The organism is Mucilaginibacter endophyticus (assembly GCF_003351025.1).
In the GTDB taxonomy this organism is placed as follows: domain Bacteria; phylum Bacteroidota; class Bacteroidia; order Sphingobacteriales; family Sphingobacteriaceae; genus Mucilaginibacter; species Mucilaginibacter endophyticus.
In genome coordinates this window covers 198,121-215,797 of the sequence record NZ_QPCG01000009.1, presented here as the reverse complement: position 1 = coordinate 215,797, position 17,677 = coordinate 198,121, and the positions used below count along the sequence as shown (strand labels likewise).

General features: G+C 43.8%; 15 protein-coding genes. 9 read left to right on the top strand and 6 right to left on the bottom strand.

Annotation, left to right across the window (positions count from 1 at the left end; all coding sequences use genetic code 11):
• Positions 1-506: 506 nt before the first annotated feature.
• The 4 genes from DUL71_RS28145 to DUL71_RS28130 all read left to right on the top strand — a co-directional run bounded on the left by DUL71_RS28145 (position 507) and on the right by DUL71_RS28130 (position 5,421).
• Positions 507-1,334 (top strand): hypothetical protein, encoded by an 828-nt coding sequence (locus DUL71_RS28145; RefSeq protein WP_154402494.1) that lies wholly within the window; start codon positions 507-509, stop codon positions 1,332-1,334.
• Positions 1,331-2,293 (top strand): hypothetical protein, encoded by a 963-nt coding sequence (locus DUL71_RS28140; protein WP_154402493.1) that lies wholly within the window; start codon positions 1,331-1,333, stop codon positions 2,291-2,293. Before DUL71_RS28145 ends, DUL71_RS28140 begins: the two co-directional genes overlap by 4 nt.
• Positions 2,294-2,321: 28 nt before the next feature.
• Entirely contained in the window at positions 2,322-2,702 is a 381-nt protein-coding gene (locus DUL71_RS28135; protein WP_114941146.1) for a hypothetical protein, read from the top strand.
• A gap of 301 nt (positions 2,703-3,003) precedes the next feature.
• Positions 3,004-5,421 (top strand): glycoside hydrolase family 31 protein, encoded by a 2,418-nt coding sequence (locus tag DUL71_RS28130; protein ID WP_114941145.1) that lies wholly within the window; start codon positions 3,004-3,006, stop codon positions 5,419-5,421.
• A gap of 146 nt (positions 5,422-5,567) precedes the next feature.
• On the opposite strand, the gene DUL71_RS28125 is transcribed toward DUL71_RS28130, so the two are convergent.
• The 4 genes from DUL71_RS28125 to DUL71_RS28110 all read right to left on the bottom strand — a co-directional run bounded on the left by DUL71_RS28125 (position 5,568) and on the right by DUL71_RS28110 (position 10,702).
• Positions 5,568-6,341 (bottom strand): TerC family protein, encoded by a 774-nt coding sequence (locus DUL71_RS28125; protein WP_114941144.1) that lies wholly within the window; start codon positions 6,339-6,341, stop codon positions 5,568-5,570.
• 92 nt (positions 6,342-6,433) lie between these two features.
• Complete coding sequence (glmS, locus tag DUL71_RS28120; RefSeq protein WP_114941143.1) at positions 6,434-8,269, bottom strand: glutamine--fructose-6-phosphate transaminase (isomerizing); 1,836 nt, start codon at positions 8,267-8,269, stop codon at positions 6,434-6,436.
• A 189-nt stretch (positions 8,270-8,458) separates the two neighbouring features.
• Positions 8,459-9,811, bottom strand: coding sequence for a DUF4270 family protein (locus DUL71_RS28115; RefSeq protein WP_161964527.1), 1,353 nt, complete (start codon positions 9,809-9,811; stop codon positions 8,459-8,461).
• 66 nt (positions 9,812-9,877) lie between these two features.
• Positions 9,878-10,702, bottom strand: coding sequence for a glycogen/starch synthase (locus tag DUL71_RS28110; RefSeq protein ID WP_112569015.1), 825 nt, complete (start codon positions 10,700-10,702; stop codon positions 9,878-9,880).
• Positions 10,703-10,855: 153 nt separating this feature from the next.
• On the opposite strand from DUL71_RS28110, the gene panC reads away from it, so the two are divergent.
• Both panC and panD read left to right on the top strand, forming a co-directional pair.
• On the top strand, positions 10,856-11,686 hold the full coding sequence (gene panC / locus DUL71_RS28105; RefSeq protein WP_114941159.1) for a pantoate--beta-alanine ligase: 831 nt from the start codon (positions 10,856-10,858) through the stop codon (positions 11,684-11,686).
• Between the two features lie 152 nt (positions 11,687-11,838).
• Positions 11,839-12,189 carry an aspartate 1-decarboxylase gene (gene panD / locus DUL71_RS28100; protein WP_114941141.1) on the top strand — a complete coding sequence of 117 codons (351 nt, stop codon included), beginning with the start codon at positions 11,839-11,841 and terminating at the stop codon, positions 12,187-12,189.
• A 15-nt stretch (positions 12,190-12,204) separates the two neighbouring features.
• On the opposite strand, the gene DUL71_RS28095 is transcribed toward panD, so the two are convergent.
• Entirely contained in the window at positions 12,205-12,732 is a 528-nt protein-coding gene (locus tag DUL71_RS28095; RefSeq protein ID WP_114941140.1) for a hypothetical protein, read from the bottom strand.
• 334 nt (positions 12,733-13,066) lie between these two features.
• Between DUL71_RS28095 and carB the strand changes: the two genes are divergently transcribed.
• From carB to DUL71_RS28080, 3 genes are all read left to right on the top strand, one after another.
• The gene (gene carB / locus DUL71_RS28090; RefSeq protein ID WP_114941139.1) at positions 13,067-15,883 is read left to right on the top strand and encodes a carbamoyl-phosphate synthase large subunit; all 2,817 of its coding nucleotides are present in this window, start codon (positions 13,067-13,069) and stop codon (positions 15,881-15,883) included.
• Between the two features lie 99 nt (positions 15,884-15,982).
• Complete coding sequence (locus tag DUL71_RS28085; RefSeq protein ID WP_114941138.1) at positions 15,983-16,630, top strand: hypothetical protein; 648 nt, start codon at positions 15,983-15,985, stop codon at positions 16,628-16,630.
• Positions 16,631-16,689: 59 nt separating this feature from the next.
• Positions 16,690-17,151: a hypothetical protein gene (locus DUL71_RS28080; RefSeq protein WP_154402492.1), complete on the top strand. Its 462-nt coding sequence runs from the start codon at positions 16,690-16,692 to the stop codon at positions 17,149-17,151.
• 2 nt (positions 17,152-17,153) lie between these two features.
• Here the strand turns inward: DUL71_RS28080 and DUL71_RS28075 are convergent, their stop codons facing one another.
• Positions 17,154-17,618 (bottom strand): DUF4920 domain-containing protein, encoded by a 465-nt coding sequence (locus DUL71_RS28075; RefSeq protein ID WP_114941136.1) that lies wholly within the window; start codon positions 17,616-17,618, stop codon positions 17,154-17,156.
• Between the last annotated feature and the right edge of the window lie 59 nt (positions 17,619-17,677).

Here is a 17,677-nt window from a genome sequence, read left to right as displayed (position 1 = left end):
TTCGCGTTTACAATACTTTGCTGCAACCTGATTGGCCACGCTCCATTCAACCCATTCACCGCTCACCACTTTCCACTCACCCGCGAAGCGTCAGAAAACAGCGGTGCCGGAGATACGGGACGCCGGAGTTGTGTACCTCTGGCACACTAAGACACTGTTATAACTTAATCTACAAACCTTTTGCACCTCTGGTGCAGCCTGTCAATCTCTTAACTTCGTGGATGGCAAAGAAGCAATCACATCACGGGGACACAACCACTCACCACGCTCCATTCAACCATTCACCTTCAACCCGCGTTAGGGATAGGAGCGGATACCGGCCCGCGCTTAAGGCCTCGGGGCGTATGAGCGTATAGCCCGGCCGAAGGCAACGCCCTGATATGAACATCCAAACAATCCAATTACTCACCACTCGCCAAAGGCAAGTCCATGATTCCTAACAGTTAAAAATTTGCGTATTATAAAATAAATATAACTAACTTTATAATACACAGCCTGTTACCGCCATGCCTGCAGAAGCCAATAAAGCTGTTTCGCCTTTAAGTTGGGTTATCATAACCGGATTGGGTTTTGTGTTGTTTGTAGGGGCCGCGGTAATACTCATGGTCGTTGGTAATAAATCTGCAAATATGAGTGCGCAGGTTTATTTCTTTCTTTTGATTTTTGCTGCTCTAATTGCGTCTGGCTTTTTATTCGGAGCATTAAAAGCGCACGCGAAATATAGTGGTCAGCTGCATAACGGAACTTTGGCGCTTGGCGGGCCTGCTGTAATCTTTTGCCTCATTATCTATTTTGGACTGAAGCTGTCTCCTACCGCTGATTCGTTCGATATAAAATTCATAGTATTTGCAGATGAAAGCAAAAATGAACTGGTAGATGGCGGGGTACTTAAAGTTTTATTCAATAAGCCTGATTCGGCGAGAGTTGAAAATGGAACAGTAACTTTTAACGACTTGCCTGCAAGTTTATTAGGCAAAAGCATTACCGTTACCCCCGCGGTAGCAGGCTATTACCGGCAAAGCCAGCAGGTAACTATCCCGCTTGACAGGCATACTTCTATTGAACTGCATCTCAGAAAGAAGCCGGATTCTTTAAAGGTAAGTGGTTTGGTTGTAGATGTACAGGGACAGCCTGTTCCTGATGTATTGATTGTACTGGCAGATGGACAGTATAAGACCAATGCAGATCAATTAGGTAATTTTAGTTTAATACTACCTATAAAAGATGGTACCGAACTTCCGGTGAGGATCTACATGGGTAAAAAGCTACGTTTTAACAGTACGCAGATTTTTTCGTCTAAAGTACCGCTTACGCTTCAACTGAATAAGCTATGAAAGCGCTTGTTTACATAGTAGGTCTATGTATGACCGGCCTTAACGGTTATGGGCAAACTACGGTTTTCAAAGGCGAGCTGTTAAACAATAACACTTTAGTTAAAAACTATACCATAACTATCGACGGAAATCCGGCGACGACAAATGGGTCGGGCGTTTTTAGCACCGCCATCAGCAGCAGCACTACCCAGGTAGAAATAAAAACGTCTGATAAAACTTATATCATACTTTACCCAATAGGAGGAAGGGTGCTGATACCTAAAAATCCAACCCTGTTAACGCAGATAGTACTGGAAAGCTTTCAATCAAGCGGGCAGATCAAGAGCTATATGGCGTCGTTATCGCAATTAAAGGACGCGGCCAAAAAGGGACAAGCCGATACCAAAGCACTGCAGGTTAAAATAGATTCTATCGCTGCTAATCTTAAAAAGCTGGGTTATTCGAATGAAGACCTGAGGGCAGCCCGCGAGAAGCAGGATGGTATCGACCTGTTTTACCCCGAAATCAGCGCAGCTTTGCAGAACTATATCCTGCAGGCGCAAAGTCTAATGATCGCCTTTAAATTTATTGGTGTGTATGCTTTTGTTAACGTTAACGCGCTTACACAATATGCGCAAACCCAGAATGGGTTTAATCAGGCTTTTGAAAAGTTATATGTTAATTACCCCACATACTCAAAAAAGATGAGCGACTATTGGGACGATCCGGCGCTTTCCAAAGCATTTGAAGGCATAGCCGATACGCTTATTTATGCCATTGGCAAAAATAAGATAGTCCCTTTAAATGATGTTAAAAACCAGATCAATCAATATTTTCAAAATCAGATGCCCGATAAGGATAAGGACAAGCTAAAAAAGGAGATCCAATCACAGATAGAAGCGCAGGTTCCGGCTATTACAGATCAGCTTACCGCTATGGAACAGCGCATAAAACAATTCCTAAGCCAGTTGAAGAATTAATAATCACTAATAACTAAAGCATTTAATCATGAAAAAATTAAATCCCCCTCTCTATGTTATTTTGATCGTTATCGCAGGCCTCTGTACTACCACATGTGGTAAAAGTAGTGACGGCGGCGGTGGCGGCGGTGGCGGCGTGATCGTTCTTTTAGGTGATCTTATCGGTTTTTGGCAACACGACCCCGACTCATTTACGTTTGATGGCCAGGACAACAAACTCGGTGGCTCTGGAACCGTCGGCGGGCAAACAGGCACAGTCTCGAACAGCAAAATTGACAAGTATCAGTTCTCGTTTGATCTTGTTTTTGCCGATAACAGCACAAAATCTTATACGGGTACTATAGATGAGACGAAGGAGATTATAAAGCTGACCACAGGCGGAATAACCACAACCTTTAATAAACAATAAGGAAAATATCCTTGATTAGCTAAGGTGTGCTGTCACGCTACTTTTTTCCTTTGGTATTGCGACAAAAGCCCTGACTTGGACATCGGGGCTTTTGTGTTTAAAAAAATTAATTCGTCTTACCGCTCCGGAAAATTTTAATTCAAAGTACGCTCAAAAGTCATTGATAGTCTTGGCAAATCAATAGCTTTTCGCCTTAATTCAACTTCAAAAAAATTATCTCAATTCAAAAAAAGTAAGCTATATTCACAGTGTCTAAATAGGTGTTAATCTCACACTCAATATAAAACCAATTCATGTACTCATGATGTTTAAACAAGTATCTCACAAAAGCGCAAAGATTACGCAATCGATTGTGTTGGTCATTTTGCTGTTAACAGGTATGTCAACTATGCCTGCTTTGGCAGTTATCAAATCGTTTAAAAAGGCTGCCGACGGCGTTACTTTTACGCTCGACAAAGGCATGATGAAAGTACTCATTCGTAAGGATGATATCATCGAGGTAAAATACACCATATTCGATGCTTTTGAAACGAAACCATCGCTGGTAGTTAATAACAAGTGGCTTCAGCATACACCTTACCAGATTACTGATGGGAAAGCGGAAATTGTAATTACTACATCGAAGCTGAAGGTCAAAATAAACAAAGCCACCAACGCTATTACCTATACCGATTTAAAAGGTAACGTGATCACAGCGGAGGACAGCGATAATAAATCGATGACGCCTGCTACTATTGCAGGAATCAGTACATACAATGTTACTGCGCAATTTAACTCGCCTAAGGACGAGGCCTTGTTTGGTTTGGGCTGTCACCCGCTTGATTCCATGTCCATCAATTATAAAGGCCGTAACCAGGATCTGGCCATTAAATATCTTACCGGCGCTATACCGGTGATGTTATCAACCAAAGGTTATGGTTTGATGTGGGATAATTATTCGGCCAGTAATTTTTACGGGGCTGAGGCCGATAATACCAAATTTAAGTATGTATCAGAAAGTGGTAAGCAAGTTGATTACTTCTTTTTCTACGGCCCCGGCTTTGACCATATTATCGATTTGTACCGTACCGCTACCGGCCGGGCGCCTATGTTTGGTAAATGGGCTTATGGTTTGTTTCAGTCGCAGGATAGGTATCTGAGTGAAGACGAGATACTGAGTGTAAAAGATAATTATCGCAATAACCACATTCCGGTTGACGTAATTGTACAGGACTGGTACTACTGGGACCCATTGCCGATAGGTTCACATGTGATGAAGCCGGAGCGCTATCCTCATCCTCAAAAATTGATTGACGCTTTGCACGAAGCAAATCTGCATGCCATGATCTCTATCTGGCCGGTTTTTGGTAAGGGAACACCTAACTATGACGCGCTGGATAAAATGGGCGGCCTGACCGATATTACCTGGGACAACGTGGTTACCCACACTTTTGATACTTATTATGATGCCCATAATCCTAAAGCGCGTGAGCTATACTGGGATCAGGCCCGCGATAGTCTCATCAAACGCTATGGCTGGGACGCATGGTGGATAGATCAGTGTGAGCCTGATAATGGCGCGTTGCTTGATGCCCGCCGGCAAAGTAATTTTGCCATTGGTAAAGGCATTGATTATTTTAATACTTACTCTTTGCAGCATACCAAAGGTGTATATGAAGGCTGGCGTCGTGATATTCCGGGCAAACGCGCTTTCTTTTTGGTGAGGCAGTCGTTTGCAGGCGAACAGCGTAATGCTTCGACGCTATGGTCGAGCGATATTGAGTGTACCTTTCATGATTTTAAAGACCAGGTGCCGCAGGGCATCAATGCCTGTACATCGGGAATCCCTTACTGGACATCAGACATCGGTGGTTATCACTATCACTGGAAACCTGCAGATTGGTCGCAGCCCGATAAGCGTGAACTTTTTACCCGCTGGTTCCAGTTTGGTACGTTCTGCCCGATATTCAGGATCCATGGTAAAGGTGAACGCGCTATCTTCAGCAAAAACTGGGATGAAAATACAAGGTCGATATTGCTTAATTTCGATAAGCTCCGCTATCGCCTGATGCCGTACATTTATTCATTGGCTGGTCGTGTTACTAATGATAATTACACTATCATGCGCTCTCTGGCATTTGATTACCGTGGCGATGCCAATGTTTACGGTATTCCTGACCAGTATATGTTTGGACCGGCCTTTATGGTTAACCCGGTTACCGAGCAGCTTTATACCTCAAGTGATGCTGCCAAAAAAGCCAAGGCACGCCAGGTTTACCTGCCCGCAGCCAGCAAATGGTATAACTTCTGGACAGGTGAATTGCTTGACGGTGGTCAAACCATCAGCGCCGCAGCGCCTATCGAAATATTGCCGCTTTACGTAAAAGCAGGCTCAATTATACCTATGGGCCCGGATGTTGAATACGCTACCGAAAAGCCAAACAGCAATATCGAACTTCGCATTTATCCGGGTGCCGATGCTTCATTTAAGTTTTATGAGGATGAGAACGATAATTATAATTATGAAAAAGGACAGTCGGCTACGTTTACCTTAAACTGGAATGATAAAACCCATAAGCTGAGTATCTCTGACACCAAGGGCCATTTCCCGGGCCAGTTGAAAAACCGCACGTTTAATATTGTGATGGTTAAAGGTGCTCACGGCTCCGATGTGGCTTTAACTGCTAAGGCGGATAAAGTGGTTAAGTACGCTGGGAAAGCAATGATAGTGGCGCTTTAGCGACAATGTAAAAAATGGATTTTTCTCTATGTCATTGCGAGGAGGAACGACGAAGCAATCGCATGCTGTACAGAGGGGCTCTGCCTCCGTGCGGTTGCCACGCTTCGCTCGCAATGACGTAGATTAATTTGCAATGATGAATTTCTCTAATTCTTTTTGCTCTCCACTTTCTTCACCCTGTTAGCCTTCATTTTTAAATTCAGCATCTCTACCAAAACAGAGAATGCCATGGCGAAATAAATATAACCTTTCGGGATATGCTGTTCAAAAGCTTCGGCCAGGAGCGAAACGCCAATCAATAACAAAAATGACAATGCCAGCATTTTTACGGTGGGGTGTTTATTTACAAAAGATGCAACGCCATTTGACGCCCACATCATAATACCTACGGCAATAACTACAGCAAGGATCATGATTTCAACATGGCTGGCCATCCCTACGGCAGTAATTACAGAATCGAGCGAGAAAACGATATCCAGCAGCATGATCTGTAATATAGTGCCCCAAAACGAATGTTTTTTTACCGCTCCTTCGTTTTCCTCATCTCCCTCAATCTTATGATGGATCTCGGCGGTACTTTTATAGATCAGGAACAAGCCGCCGACGATAAGGATCAGATCGCGACCGGAGATTGCCAGTTTTTCAACCCATTCGGCATCTGTAATACTAAAAATTGAACTAAGGTTAAACAAGGGCGCTGTTAAGGTCATTACCCAGCTGATAGAAAGCAATAACAGTATGCGGGTGATCATGGCCATGCCCAAACCGACCCGGCGGCCCTGGCTTTGCTGGCTGGCCGGAAGTTTGTCGGATAGAATAGAGATAAACACAATATTGTCGATGCCCAAAACAATCTCCAATAAAGTAAGCGTGATAAGGGAGATCCAGGATTCGGCCTGTTCAAAAATTTCAAAACTCATAGGTAGCAGGTATTTGTTTCTTCCCAAAAATAACAAAACCCCTGCCGTTAAGGGCAAGGGCTTGTAAAAATAGATTATCGTTTGGGAATGGCTTATTCAACAGTAACCGACTTTGCCAGGTTACGTGGCTGATCCACATTGCAACCACGCATAACCGCAATATGATAAGCCAATAGCTGGAGCGGAATAGTTGCCACCAGCGGAACAAAGGCTTCGTTGGTTTGCGGGATCTCTATCACATAATCGGCCATTCCTTTTACCTCGGTATCGCCTTCGCTAACAATAGCGATAACGTGCCCCTTACGGGCTTTTACTTCCTGGATGTTGCTGATCACTTTTTCGTACGACGAATGTTTAGTGGCGATGAACACAACTGGCATTTCATCATCAATTAAGGCGATAGGACCGTGTTTCATTTCGGCTGCCGGATAACCTTCGGCATGTATGTAAGAGATCTCCTTAAGCTTTAAAGCGCCTTCCAGTGCCACAGGGAATGAACTGCCCCTACCCAGGAACAAACAATTGCTTGAATCTTTAAACCTTGCCGCTATTTCCTTAATATGTTCATTGGTTTTCAGGGTTTCTTGTACCAGGTTAGGGATCTCGTTTAAACCGGTTAAATACTCAACCATTTTGCTTTGCGTGATTTTGCCACGCTGCTGGGCTATATAAAACGCGATAAGTGTTAACACACTTACCTGCGCGGTAAACGCCTTGGTTGATGCTACGCCAATTTCGGGGCCGGCATGGGTATAAACGCCGGCATGGGTTAAACGCGGAATGGACGCGCCAACCACATTACAGATACCGAAAATAGTAGCGCCCTTCTCTTTAGCCAGTTCAATGGCGGCCATGGTATCGGCTGTTTCGCCCGATTGGGATATGGCTATTACCAGGTCTTTTTCGGTGATGATAGGGTTACGGTATCTGAACTCAGAGGCATATTCCACTTCTACCGGTACGCGCGCGTATTCTTCAATCAGATATTCGCCTACCAAACCGGCATGCCATGATGTACCACAGGCCACAATAATGATCCTGTCAACGTTTTTAAGCTTCTCGGTGTATTCTTTAATACCACCAAGCTGGACTTTGCCCTGTTGGGGGTAAATACGGCCGCGCAGGCAATCGCGGATAGAGCGGGGCTGCTCATAGATCTCTTTCATCATGAAATGATCGTAGCCGCCTTTTTCAAGCATTTCCAGCTTCAGGTCAAGCTCCTGGATGTATGGGGTTTGTACCGAGTTATCGATATTTTTTACCAGCAGGTTTTCACGGTGCACATAAGCAATTTCGTTATCGTTAAGGTAGATCACATTTTTAGTGTACTCTACAATAGGAGTAGCGTCAGATGCAATGAAATATTCGCCTTTGCCTACGCCAATCACCATTGGGCTTCCTTTGCGCGCAGCTATCATCAGATCTGGCTCATCGGCACTCATAATTACAATAGCATATGCACCTATTACTTTGTTTAAGGCCACGCGTACGGCATCTTTTAAATCCAGGCCGGTTTCCCTTTGGATATCCTCAATCAGATGTATTAAAACCTCGGTATCGGTATCACTTTTAAAAACGTGGCCTTTGGCAATGAGGGTTTCTTTAATGATGCCGTAGTTTTCAATAATCCCGTTATGGATGATAGCAAGCTTCCTGTCGCCAGATGAGTGCGGGTGCGAGTTTCGGTCGCTTGGTTCGCCGTGGGTGGCCCAGCGGGTATGGCCCATGCCAATTGTCCCTTTCAGGTCTACGCCTTTTACAAAATTTTCCAGATCCTCAACTTTACCGGCCTTTTTATAAACTTTAAGGTCCTGGTCAAGCAGTGCAACACCGGCGCTGTCATAGCCGCGGTATTCGAGCCTGTGAAGCCCTTTTATAACGATGGGATAAGCATCCCTAAACCCTATATAACCAACAATTCCGCACATAAAATATCAAGTATAAATGTTAAACGCCGCAAAATAAACAGCTATATAACACATATCAGCAATAATTATTTTGATTTTTTGCGAAAAAGAGGAAGTTTTAAAATACTTAAAAAAGTATTTTAAGAAGTGGATTTGTCTTAAACAAAAAAATCCCCTAAGCGGGGATTCTTTTGTTTATTAAGGGATATCTTACTTGTGAATTTTGGTGTAAATGATATTCATTCGGATACTGTAACCCGGTGTGTTTTTATCGCTACCCACTATAATTGTACGGGCTGCTGTTTGTGTAGACGGAGCCACATCAATACCCGTTGTAGTGTTAACAAGGGTGGTATCAACAGGGGCAATATAAGTGCCGTAATCAATAGTTTTCTTGCGGATCAGATCCTGAACAAAAGCGGTAACCAGGAAGTGGTATTCTTTTTTTGTACGATCATAACGGCCGCCAAACAAGCTGGTTTGTGAACGTGGGTCGCTTGCGTTCACATCCTGTATTAATGTCCTTTGTTTGGCTATATCCAGTTTATACATAGTTAGCTTAGGCAGTGGCGCGTAAGGTACGCCTGAACCTGCACGTGGCGTTATAACAATTTCGGCACGGTTTAATACTACCGACGAGTCAACAAGTTTATCCAGCCCAGGGAAGCTTAGTTTGGCCCTTAGGCCTGCAAGGCCCTGAAGATAAACTGTATTTTGAGATGTTGTTGTATTATTGAGCGCTGCCTGGATGGTAGTGCTGTAGGTATGCGTAACCTCGGCAGCCCGGTTAAAGAACGGCAGGGTTACCGAAGCGGTGTCGATGGTACTCGTCGTCGTACTCGTGGCTGCAGTAACAACTTTGTAGAAAACATCAATTTGAGATGAACCAAGGTCAAGCTGTATAATACCGCCGGCGTCGCTGGCCTGCGCCCTCTCTAAACCAAGGTATAAACCTTTTATTGTGCTTTGGAAAGTTGTAGGCGATGCAAGTATCGTACCGCTCGCATTAAACAGGTTATTGTAAATGAAAGCTTTACTCAATGGTACACGTAACTGTGGCGCAACGCGCTGTACAGTATCGGTAGAGTCTGCACGGATACGGGCTATAGTGATACTGTCATGCGTACGCGCAGTGAAGGTTTTAGAACCAAGCAAAGCGCTAAGATCAGCATCCCAGTGATTATTGCTGTAGTAGGTTTTGCTCTCAACTTTCTTTTGAAGTTGATAAACGTTTATTTTATAACGCGAAGCCAGCGAGTCGCCATAAAAACCATCAGAATATTTGAGTACAAGTATAGCCGAGTCAATGGTAAGGGTACCTGCCGGAACAGAATACGCGGCACCATTTGGTAAGTTAACGCCCAGTGCAACAATACTTTTTGTTGTACCAAATACAGGGTCAACAAAGTTGGCAAGCGGTGTTCTTGTCATACCAGATGTTGACGCGGTATCATCAGCAACAGTATTGATAACGATATTGGTATCAACTACCAGGTTACCATTGATCTCGTTTTGATCATTGATGCCCAAACCAATACCATCCTGGCGTTTACAACTATTCAAAATAAAAAGACTTATTAACAGGGTCAATAAGTCTAATCGGAAAAATTTCATATATAATATTAAGTCTTATGCAACATCCACCAATTCGTCGTTGGTAATTTCGTCGTAAAAATTGTAATAATTTTCGAAATCTGCGGTAGAATCAAATTCTAAAACCGATTTATTGCTGTTTTTAACATTATTTAACACATCTGCATCAATGTCCGGGCTACCTAAAACGATACCATCTGAGTAGTGGATAGCACCGGCGTATAATGCCGAGTTGGTGCCGCCTTTGTAAGGCTCAACATGCTGCTCGTTCATATTGCTCATAATGGCTTTTGTAGTAAAGTCATTGTGCAATTTCTCCTTAAAATCATTTTCATAAATAGAGTAAATGATTTTTGAGTGTTTGAAAGTAGGATCGTCTTTGTAGGTTGTTTTAAGATAAGCAGGCACAAGCGCGCTCATCCACCCATGGCAGTGAATTACGTCCGGAGCCCAACCTAATTTTTTAACAGTTTCCAATGCGCCTTTGCAAAAGAAAATCATACGCTCATCATTGTCGGCGTAAAATTTACCTTCTTTGTCTGCAAATACATGTTTACGCTGAAAATATTCTTCATTATCCAAAAAATACACCTGCATACGCGCCGCCGGGATAGATGCTACTTTGATGATCAGCGGGTTGTCATTATCATCAATGATAATATTCATACCCGATAACCGGATCACTTCATGAAGTCTGTTCCTGCGCTCATTGATGTTGCCGAAACGCGGCATAAGGATACGGATTTCGTAACCTTTGTCCTGCATGGCCTGCGGGAGTTGGCGTGTTATTTCAGCAATTTTTGTGAGTTCAAGGAAAGGGGACATTTCATGAGTTATAAACAAAAGCTTAGATTTACCCATCACTAAATCAGTATTTAAAATGTAAAGAAGTCAAAAAATTTGAGTTTGCAAATATAACTAATATTATATAAACTGCCAACGAATTATGCAAGTAACTTTTGGTTATTTTTAAGCAATTGTACACCTTTGCCAGATTTTGTAATACCTGTTGCATTGAAAATATTCACCACCAAAAAAGAAATATCAGATTACTTTAACCGTAAGCCTGTAAAAGTAATTGGCTTTGTACCAACCATGGGTGCATTGCATAAGGGGCACCTGGGTTTAATTGAACTGGCAAAGCAGCAAAGCACCCAGGTTGTTTGCAGTATTTTTGTAAACCCTACCCAGTTTAATGACCCTAAGGACCTCGAAAAATACCCACGCCCGATAACTGATGATATCCGCCGCCTGGAAGAGGTGAACTGCGATATTTTGTTTAATCCGCAGGTTACCGAGATGTATGCTGATAATGAGAAATGGCATTTTGACATGGGTGATCTGGAGCACCTGCTGGAAGGAAAATTCAGGCCAGGGCACTATCAGGGCGTTACCCAGGTGGTTAACAAGCTATTCAATATAGTAAAGCCGGATATAGCCTTTTTTGGCCAGAAGGATTACCAGCAGTTTATGGTGATCAGCAAAATGGTGGAGGCGCTTGAAATGCCCGTTAAGCTGGTGATGTGCCCTATTGAGCGCGAACCCGACGGCCTGGCCATGAGCTCGAGAAATATCCACCTTACCCCATATGATCGTGAGCATTCGCTCATCCTGTCCAAAACGCTCAACTGGGTTAAAGAAAACTTCGATATCAATCAAATTGATACGTTACAGCAGCAGGCCGCTCAAATGATCAGCAATGAACCTGGCGTTGAACTGGAGTATTTTGAAATAGCCGACGGTAAAACACTTCATCTCGCCACACCGGCGTCAGAAAGTGTTGTGGCGCTGGTAGCGGCCCGCGTAGGTAAAACAAGATTGATTGATAATGTGTTGATTGATTAGGAGCCTATAGTTCATAGATAATGGTTCATGGTTTTTAGCAAAATTGCTGTTAGCGGGTTAGTTGAAATAATCATAAACTATTTACAATCAGCTAACAAATACTATGAACTATCAACTATGAACCATGAACTAAATATTCCTAACTTTGCGTCATGACAATTGAAATATTAAAGTCCAAAATTCACCGGGTTAAGGTAACGCAGGCGGAGTTGAATTATGTGGGCAGTATCACTATTGATGAAGACCTGATTGAGGCTGCAAATATCATCCCCAACGAAAAGGTTCAGATAGTGAACAACAATAACGGCGCTCGCTTTGAAACTTATGTTATCAAAGGCGAACGCGGAACCGGCACTGTTTGCCTGAATGGTGCTACAGCCCGCCTGGCACAGGTAGGCGATATCGTGATCATTATGTCGTACGCGTATATGGAGGCAGAGGAGGCCCGCAAATACGAACCAATTCTGGTATTCCCTGATTCAGATAACAAACTAATCAAATAAATCTGTATATCCCGTTTAATTGGACGGGTATGATCCTATTCCCAACGATACTTTCAGGCTCGCGTCGGTAGCGGCGGCTTTACGCAAACGGTAAACCATCCTGATACGTACCGAGGGTTCACGTACAAGCACATCCAAAAAATGCGAGTTATCGATATCCAATACAATGCTGTTGCCGGCATTGGGTTGGATATCTTTGCGGATAGCTACCATCACTTCTTCACTGCCATCGCTTTTGCCCATGTATACCCTTAATGAAGCGATATTGCCGATGTTGTAATCTGAAGGGTCCTTTGATTCCAACTTGGCCGATATGATGCGTACTTCACTTATCTTATTGGCATTATTGCCGTCTTTAGTAAAATCCTGGTCAAAGCTGTTGCCCGTGCTTATCGCTATTTGGGCTTCATCAACCTTAGCCGACGCCGGGATTACCATAGTAGCCGTGTAAGGAAAAGTTGATTTAACAACGGATTGCAGCATAGCACAGCTGCCAAGAAATAAAATAGCCACAAGCAATGGAAAAACAGGCTTCTTTATCATAGTTCTTAAATATATAAAGTATTTGCGGGTTGGCGCAATTACAGGTTTAATTGGGATTTTTACAGCCGGGGCTGTAAGTAAATATAGTGAGATTCTACGAAATTAATAAGCCTATTGTTTTATGAAAAAGTGCCTTAAAACTTAAAAAAAGCGGGGTGTAATTGCTGTAATGTTAAATCTGAAAAAAAACATGAATGGTGTTTGTTAAAATTCTATCTTTGCACCCCGACGCTGAAGTCGGGATTTCTTGGCTTTCAGCGCATAGGAAAAACCGTTTAAAGGCTTAACTGTCTTTAACTTTTGACTTAGAACTTTTGAATTAAAAAAAAGCCCTATGCCCAAAGACACCTCCATTAAATCCGTTCTGATTATCGGCTCCGGCCCAATCATCATCGGCCAGGCTTGCGAATTTGATTATTCCGGATCGCAAGCTGCTCTCTCGCTAAAAGAAGAAGGCATCTCTGTTTCTATCATTAACAGCAATCCGGCAACTATCATGACGGATAAAGTTATCAGCGACCATGTTTATCTTCTGCCGCTCACCTGCGAAAGCATTGAGAAAATTTTAACCGAGCAACAGATAGACGCTGTACTGCCTACCATGGGTGGCCAAACCGCGTTGAATCTTTGTATCGAAGCGTCTGAACGCGGCATCTGGGAAAAGTATGGCGTTAAAGTTATCGGTGTAGATATCGCCGCCATCGAAAAAACCGAAAACCGCGAGGCGTTCCGCCAGCTGATGGTTGACATCGGCGTAGGTGTTGCTAAATCAAAAATCGCCAACTCTTTCCTTGAAGGTAAAGAAGGTGCGCAGGAAATCGGTTTCCCGCTGGTTATTCGCCCAAGCTACACGCTGGGTGGTAAAGGCGCGGGTTTCGTTCACAAAAAAGAAGATTTCGACGCTGCCCTTAACCGTGGCTTACAAGCTTCACCAACCCACGAGGTATTGGTTGAGCAGGCTGTATTAGGCTGGAAAGAGTACGAATTGGAGTTGCTTCGCGATAGCAATGACAACGTGATCATCATCTGTTCTATCGAGAACTTTGACCCGATGGGTATCCACACCGGCGACTCGATCACCGTAGCCCCCGCCATGACCCTGAGCGATCGTTGCTACCAGGAAATGCGTAACCAGGCTATCAAGATGATGCGCGCCATCGGCAACTTTGCCGGCGGTTGTAATGTTCAGTTCTCGGTAAACCCTGCCGATGAATCGATCATCGCTATCGAGATCAACCCTCGTGTGTCACGCTCATCAGCCCTTGCTTCAAAAGCTACCGGTTACCCAATTGCTAAAATTGCTGCTAAGCTGGCGATAGGTTATAACCTTGATGAAATTGAAAACCAGATCACCAAAACCACTTCGGCTTACTTTGAGCCTACGCTGGATTACGTGATCGTGAAAATACCTCGCTGGAACTTTGATAAGTTCAAAGGCGCTAATAAAGAACTTGGCCTGCAGATGAAATCGGTAGGTGAGGTTATGGGTATCGGTCGCAGCTTTACCGAGGCTTTACAAAAAGCCTGTCAAAGTTTGGAGATTGGTCGCGCCGGTTTAGGTGCCGATGGTCGTCAGAGCCGCAACCTGGAAGAGATCATGGCCAGCCTGGAGCATCCAAGCTGGGACAGGTTGTTCCATATTTATGACGCGTTAAGCCTGGGTGTGCCTATCGAATCGGTACGTAAAGTAACCAAAATCGACCGCTGGTTCCTGAACCAGATCCAGGAACTGGTTAACCTGGAAACAGAGCTTCGCCGTTATTCACTGAATAATGTGCCTGAAGAGTTCCTGTACACCCTGAAACAAAAAGGTTTCTCAGACGTGCAGATTGCCCACATTTTGGGTAACGTAACCGAGGAAGATGTTTACCAGCGCCGCAAAGCCTTGGGTATGCACCGCGTTTACAAAATGGTGGATACCTGCGCTGCTGAATTCCCTGCAAAAACTCCGTACTACTATTCAAGCTACGAAGGCGAAAACGAATCTGTAGCATCTGATAAGAAAAAGATCATTGTATTAGGCTCGGGCCCTAACCGTATAGGCCAGGGTATTGAGTTTGATTATAGCTGTGTACACGGCTTACTTGCCGCTAAAGAGGCCGGTTTTGAGGCTATCATGGTTAACTGTAACCCTGAAACGGTATCAACCGACTTTAACATGGCCGATAAGCTGTACTTTGAGCCGGTTTACTGGGAGCATGTACGCGAGATTATCGAATTGGAGAAACCTTACGGTGTAATTGTTCAGCTTGGTGGTCAAACCGCGCTTAAAATGGCCGAGAAAATGCACGAGCATGGCATCCGTATCATTGGTACATCGTTCGATAACATGGACATTGCAGAAGATCGCGGCCGTTTCTCTGACCTGTTGAAAGACCTTGACATTCCATATCCAAAATACGGTGTAGCTGAAAGCGCTGAAGAAGCCCTTGAAGTTGCTCACAAAGTTGGTTACCCTGTGTTGGTAAGGCCAAGCTACGTATTAGGTGGCCAGGGCATGAGCATTGTGATCAACGATGAGGATCTTGAGAAAGCGGTTGTAAGCTTGCTGCGCAACCTGCCTGGTAACCGTGTACTGATCGACCACTTCCTTGATCGCGCCGCCGAAGCTGAGTCAGACTCGATCAGTGATGGTGAGGATGTACACATCATTGGTATGATGGAGCACATCGAGCCTGCCGGTATCCACTCTGGCGACTCATACGCGGTACTGCCTCCGTTCGATTTTTCGGATACCGTTATCCACCAGATAGAAGAGTATACCAAAAAGATAGCTACAGCACTTAACGTACGCGGCTTATTGAACATACAGTTCGCGGTTAAGGATGACAAGGTTTACGTAATTGAGGCCAACCCACGTGCTTCACGTACTGTACCTTTCATTGCTAAAGCTTATGACGTGCCATACATCAACATAGCTACCAAAGTTATGCTGGAAGCCAACAAGCTAAGCGACTTCACTATCGAGCGCAAGCTGTGGGGCTACGCCATTAAAGAACCGGTATTCTCATTCGATAAATTCCCTGAGGTTACCAAGGAGCTTGGCCCTGAAATGAAATCGACAGGTGAGGCCATCCGCTTCATCCCTAACCTGCAAGACCCTTACTTCAGGCATCTGTACAAAGAGAAATCAATGTATTTGAGTAAATAATTAAAACATTAAATTACAGCCTTTGTAGTTTAATTGCTAATAACGTGAACCTGCAACCCTAATTGCAGGTTCACTATTGTTGTACTTAGTTACTATAGATTGAAAGTTAATTCGGCTAATGGTCAGGACATCAACCTGAAGAGTGTTGATCCTGAAGATATGGATGGTGTTTTAATGAAAATTGAAAAGTCATTTAACATCAGTTTAAACGATACATCAGTAAATGATGTTCAAAACTTTGGTAAACTTTGCGACGTTGTAGTTGAAAAAGTAAAAAAAACAAACGATGGCTGTACCACACAGCAGGCATTTTACAAACTTCGTAATGCTATTAACGCATCGGCAGGGCATGACAAGGATATCATAAAGCCCCAAACCAAACTTGTTGATCTTTTCCCGCGTGATAGCCGGATCGAGGCTGTAGCCGCTATTGAAGAAGAAATGGGTTTCCAGATCAGCTTGCTTCAACCCAAGCAATGGATAGTTAACCTGTTTTCAATGATTTTGGTGGTTAGTTTTGTTTTGGCGTTTTATTACCTCGCTATAGGCATTGCAGGCATGGTAGTTGCTGGTATAGGCTTAAAACTGGCCGGCCGTTTTGGCAAAGAGATGCATGTAAAAACTATCGGCGATCTGGCCGAAAAAATTGCCCGCGAGCATTATATGAAATGCAAACGCGAAGCATCTGCAGTAAATAAAAACGAAGTTTCTGAAAAAATAAGGCAGCTCATTGTAACAAATGCTTAATATTGGTCGTCAGGGTTAATATATCACATATTAACCCTGACGATTAATTATATCCTGCATTGAGAACTACCTTTATCCTGCTTTTTGTCCTGCTGATAGGCGGGACAATGAAAACTTATGCTCAGGCCAAAAATGCTATCGGTCTCGGCCTTTCCTTAAACACCTCCCGCGAGAATAGTAATGGCTTTGGCGCCCTTTTGCAGGGTGAAGTTAAAATAGCGAAAGCTGTAAGCATCACGCCATATTTGGGCGGCGAAGTTGCTTACGGTGTGCTGGCCGGGTTATCGGGCAGATATTATTTCAGCAAGGAGATTTATACATTAGCGGGTGCTTTCGGGCATCTTGATCCCGATTATTCCGGCTTCGGTGCTACTGCCGGGATAGGCTTTATCGTTCTATCCGCACGGCATCAAACCCTCGATCTGAATTTTCATGGCGATTATTTGAAGAAAGGTAATCAGTCAACACCAATAGCCGGGCTCAGGCTTATTTATAGCTTTTCTTTTACTAAGCTTGAATAGGCTTATTTATCTACCATTAAACCTTTTACTTCAAAACTAACCTTTTTCCCAGCGGAGGCATTTGTTTTATGCTGCCTTTTACCGTTAACCGTGTCACCTGCCATATGCTGCAGGTCATCTGCAATGAACTGTTTGGCTGCTACTCCAGAAATTATTACCGTGCGACCGGCAAGAGCAGTTGGCAAATTTACACCTGCATTGGCGAAGTGAGCAGATATAATACGCTTGCTGCCTGCATCCATTTCAAACCAGCCACCTTTTTCTTTAGTTACCTTAATCACCTTGCCGGAAATCGCAGTAGTGATCCGCGTTTTTTTTCCCATAAAGGTTTCCAGTTTTGAGGCCGGCATTAAGGCTACGGTATCGGGCTTTTGGCCAAATATCATTCCATGCGGTAACGGTACTCGTTTTTGTGCTATGGCCGCATGAACTATCAGGAGCGATATAAACAACATTATTGTTTTCATGGTTAATTATTAACACATCCGCGCCAAAAATGTTGCTGAGTTTTTGGTTACTTTACACC

Bases quoted from the DNA above. Each gene is read 5' to 3' on its own strand.
- DUL71_RS28145 (WP_154402494.1), top strand. From the start codon at position 507: ATGCCTGCAGAAGCCAATAAAGCTGTTTCGCCTTTAAGTTGGGTTATC.
- DUL71_RS28140 (WP_154402493.1), top strand. From the start codon at position 1,331: ATGAAAGCGCTTGTTTACATAGTAGGTCTATGTATGACCGGCCTTAAC.
- DUL71_RS28135 (WP_114941146.1), top strand. From the start codon at position 2,322: ATGAAAAAATTAAATCCCCCTCTCTATGTTATTTTGATCGTTATCGCA.
- DUL71_RS28130 (WP_114941145.1), top strand. From the start codon at position 3,004: ATGATGTTTAAACAAGTATCTCACAAAAGCGCAAAGATTACGCAATCG.
- DUL71_RS28125 (WP_114941144.1), bottom strand. From the start codon at position 6,341: ATGAGTTTTGAAATTTTTGAACAGGCCGAATCCTGGATCTCCCTTATC.
- glmS (WP_114941143.1), bottom strand. From the start codon at position 8,269: ATGTGCGGAATTGTTGGTTATATAGGGTTTAGGGATGCTTATCCCATC.
- DUL71_RS28110 (WP_112569015.1), bottom strand. From the start codon at position 10,702: ATGGGTAAATCTAAGCTTTTGTTTATAACTCATGAAATGTCCCCTTTC.
- panD (WP_114941141.1), top strand. From the start codon at position 11,839: ATGACAATTGAAATATTAAAGTCCAAAATTCACCGGGTTAAGGTAACG.
- DUL71_RS28095 (WP_114941140.1), bottom strand. From the start codon at position 12,732: ATGATAAAGAAGCCTGTTTTTCCATTGCTTGTGGCTATTTTATTTCTT.
- carB (WP_114941139.1), top strand. From the start codon at position 13,067: ATGCCCAAAGACACCTCCATTAAATCCGTTCTGATTATCGGCTCCGGC.
- DUL71_RS28075 (WP_114941136.1), bottom strand. From the start codon at position 17,618: ATGAAAACAATAATGTTGTTTATATCGCTCCTGATAGTTCATGCGGCC.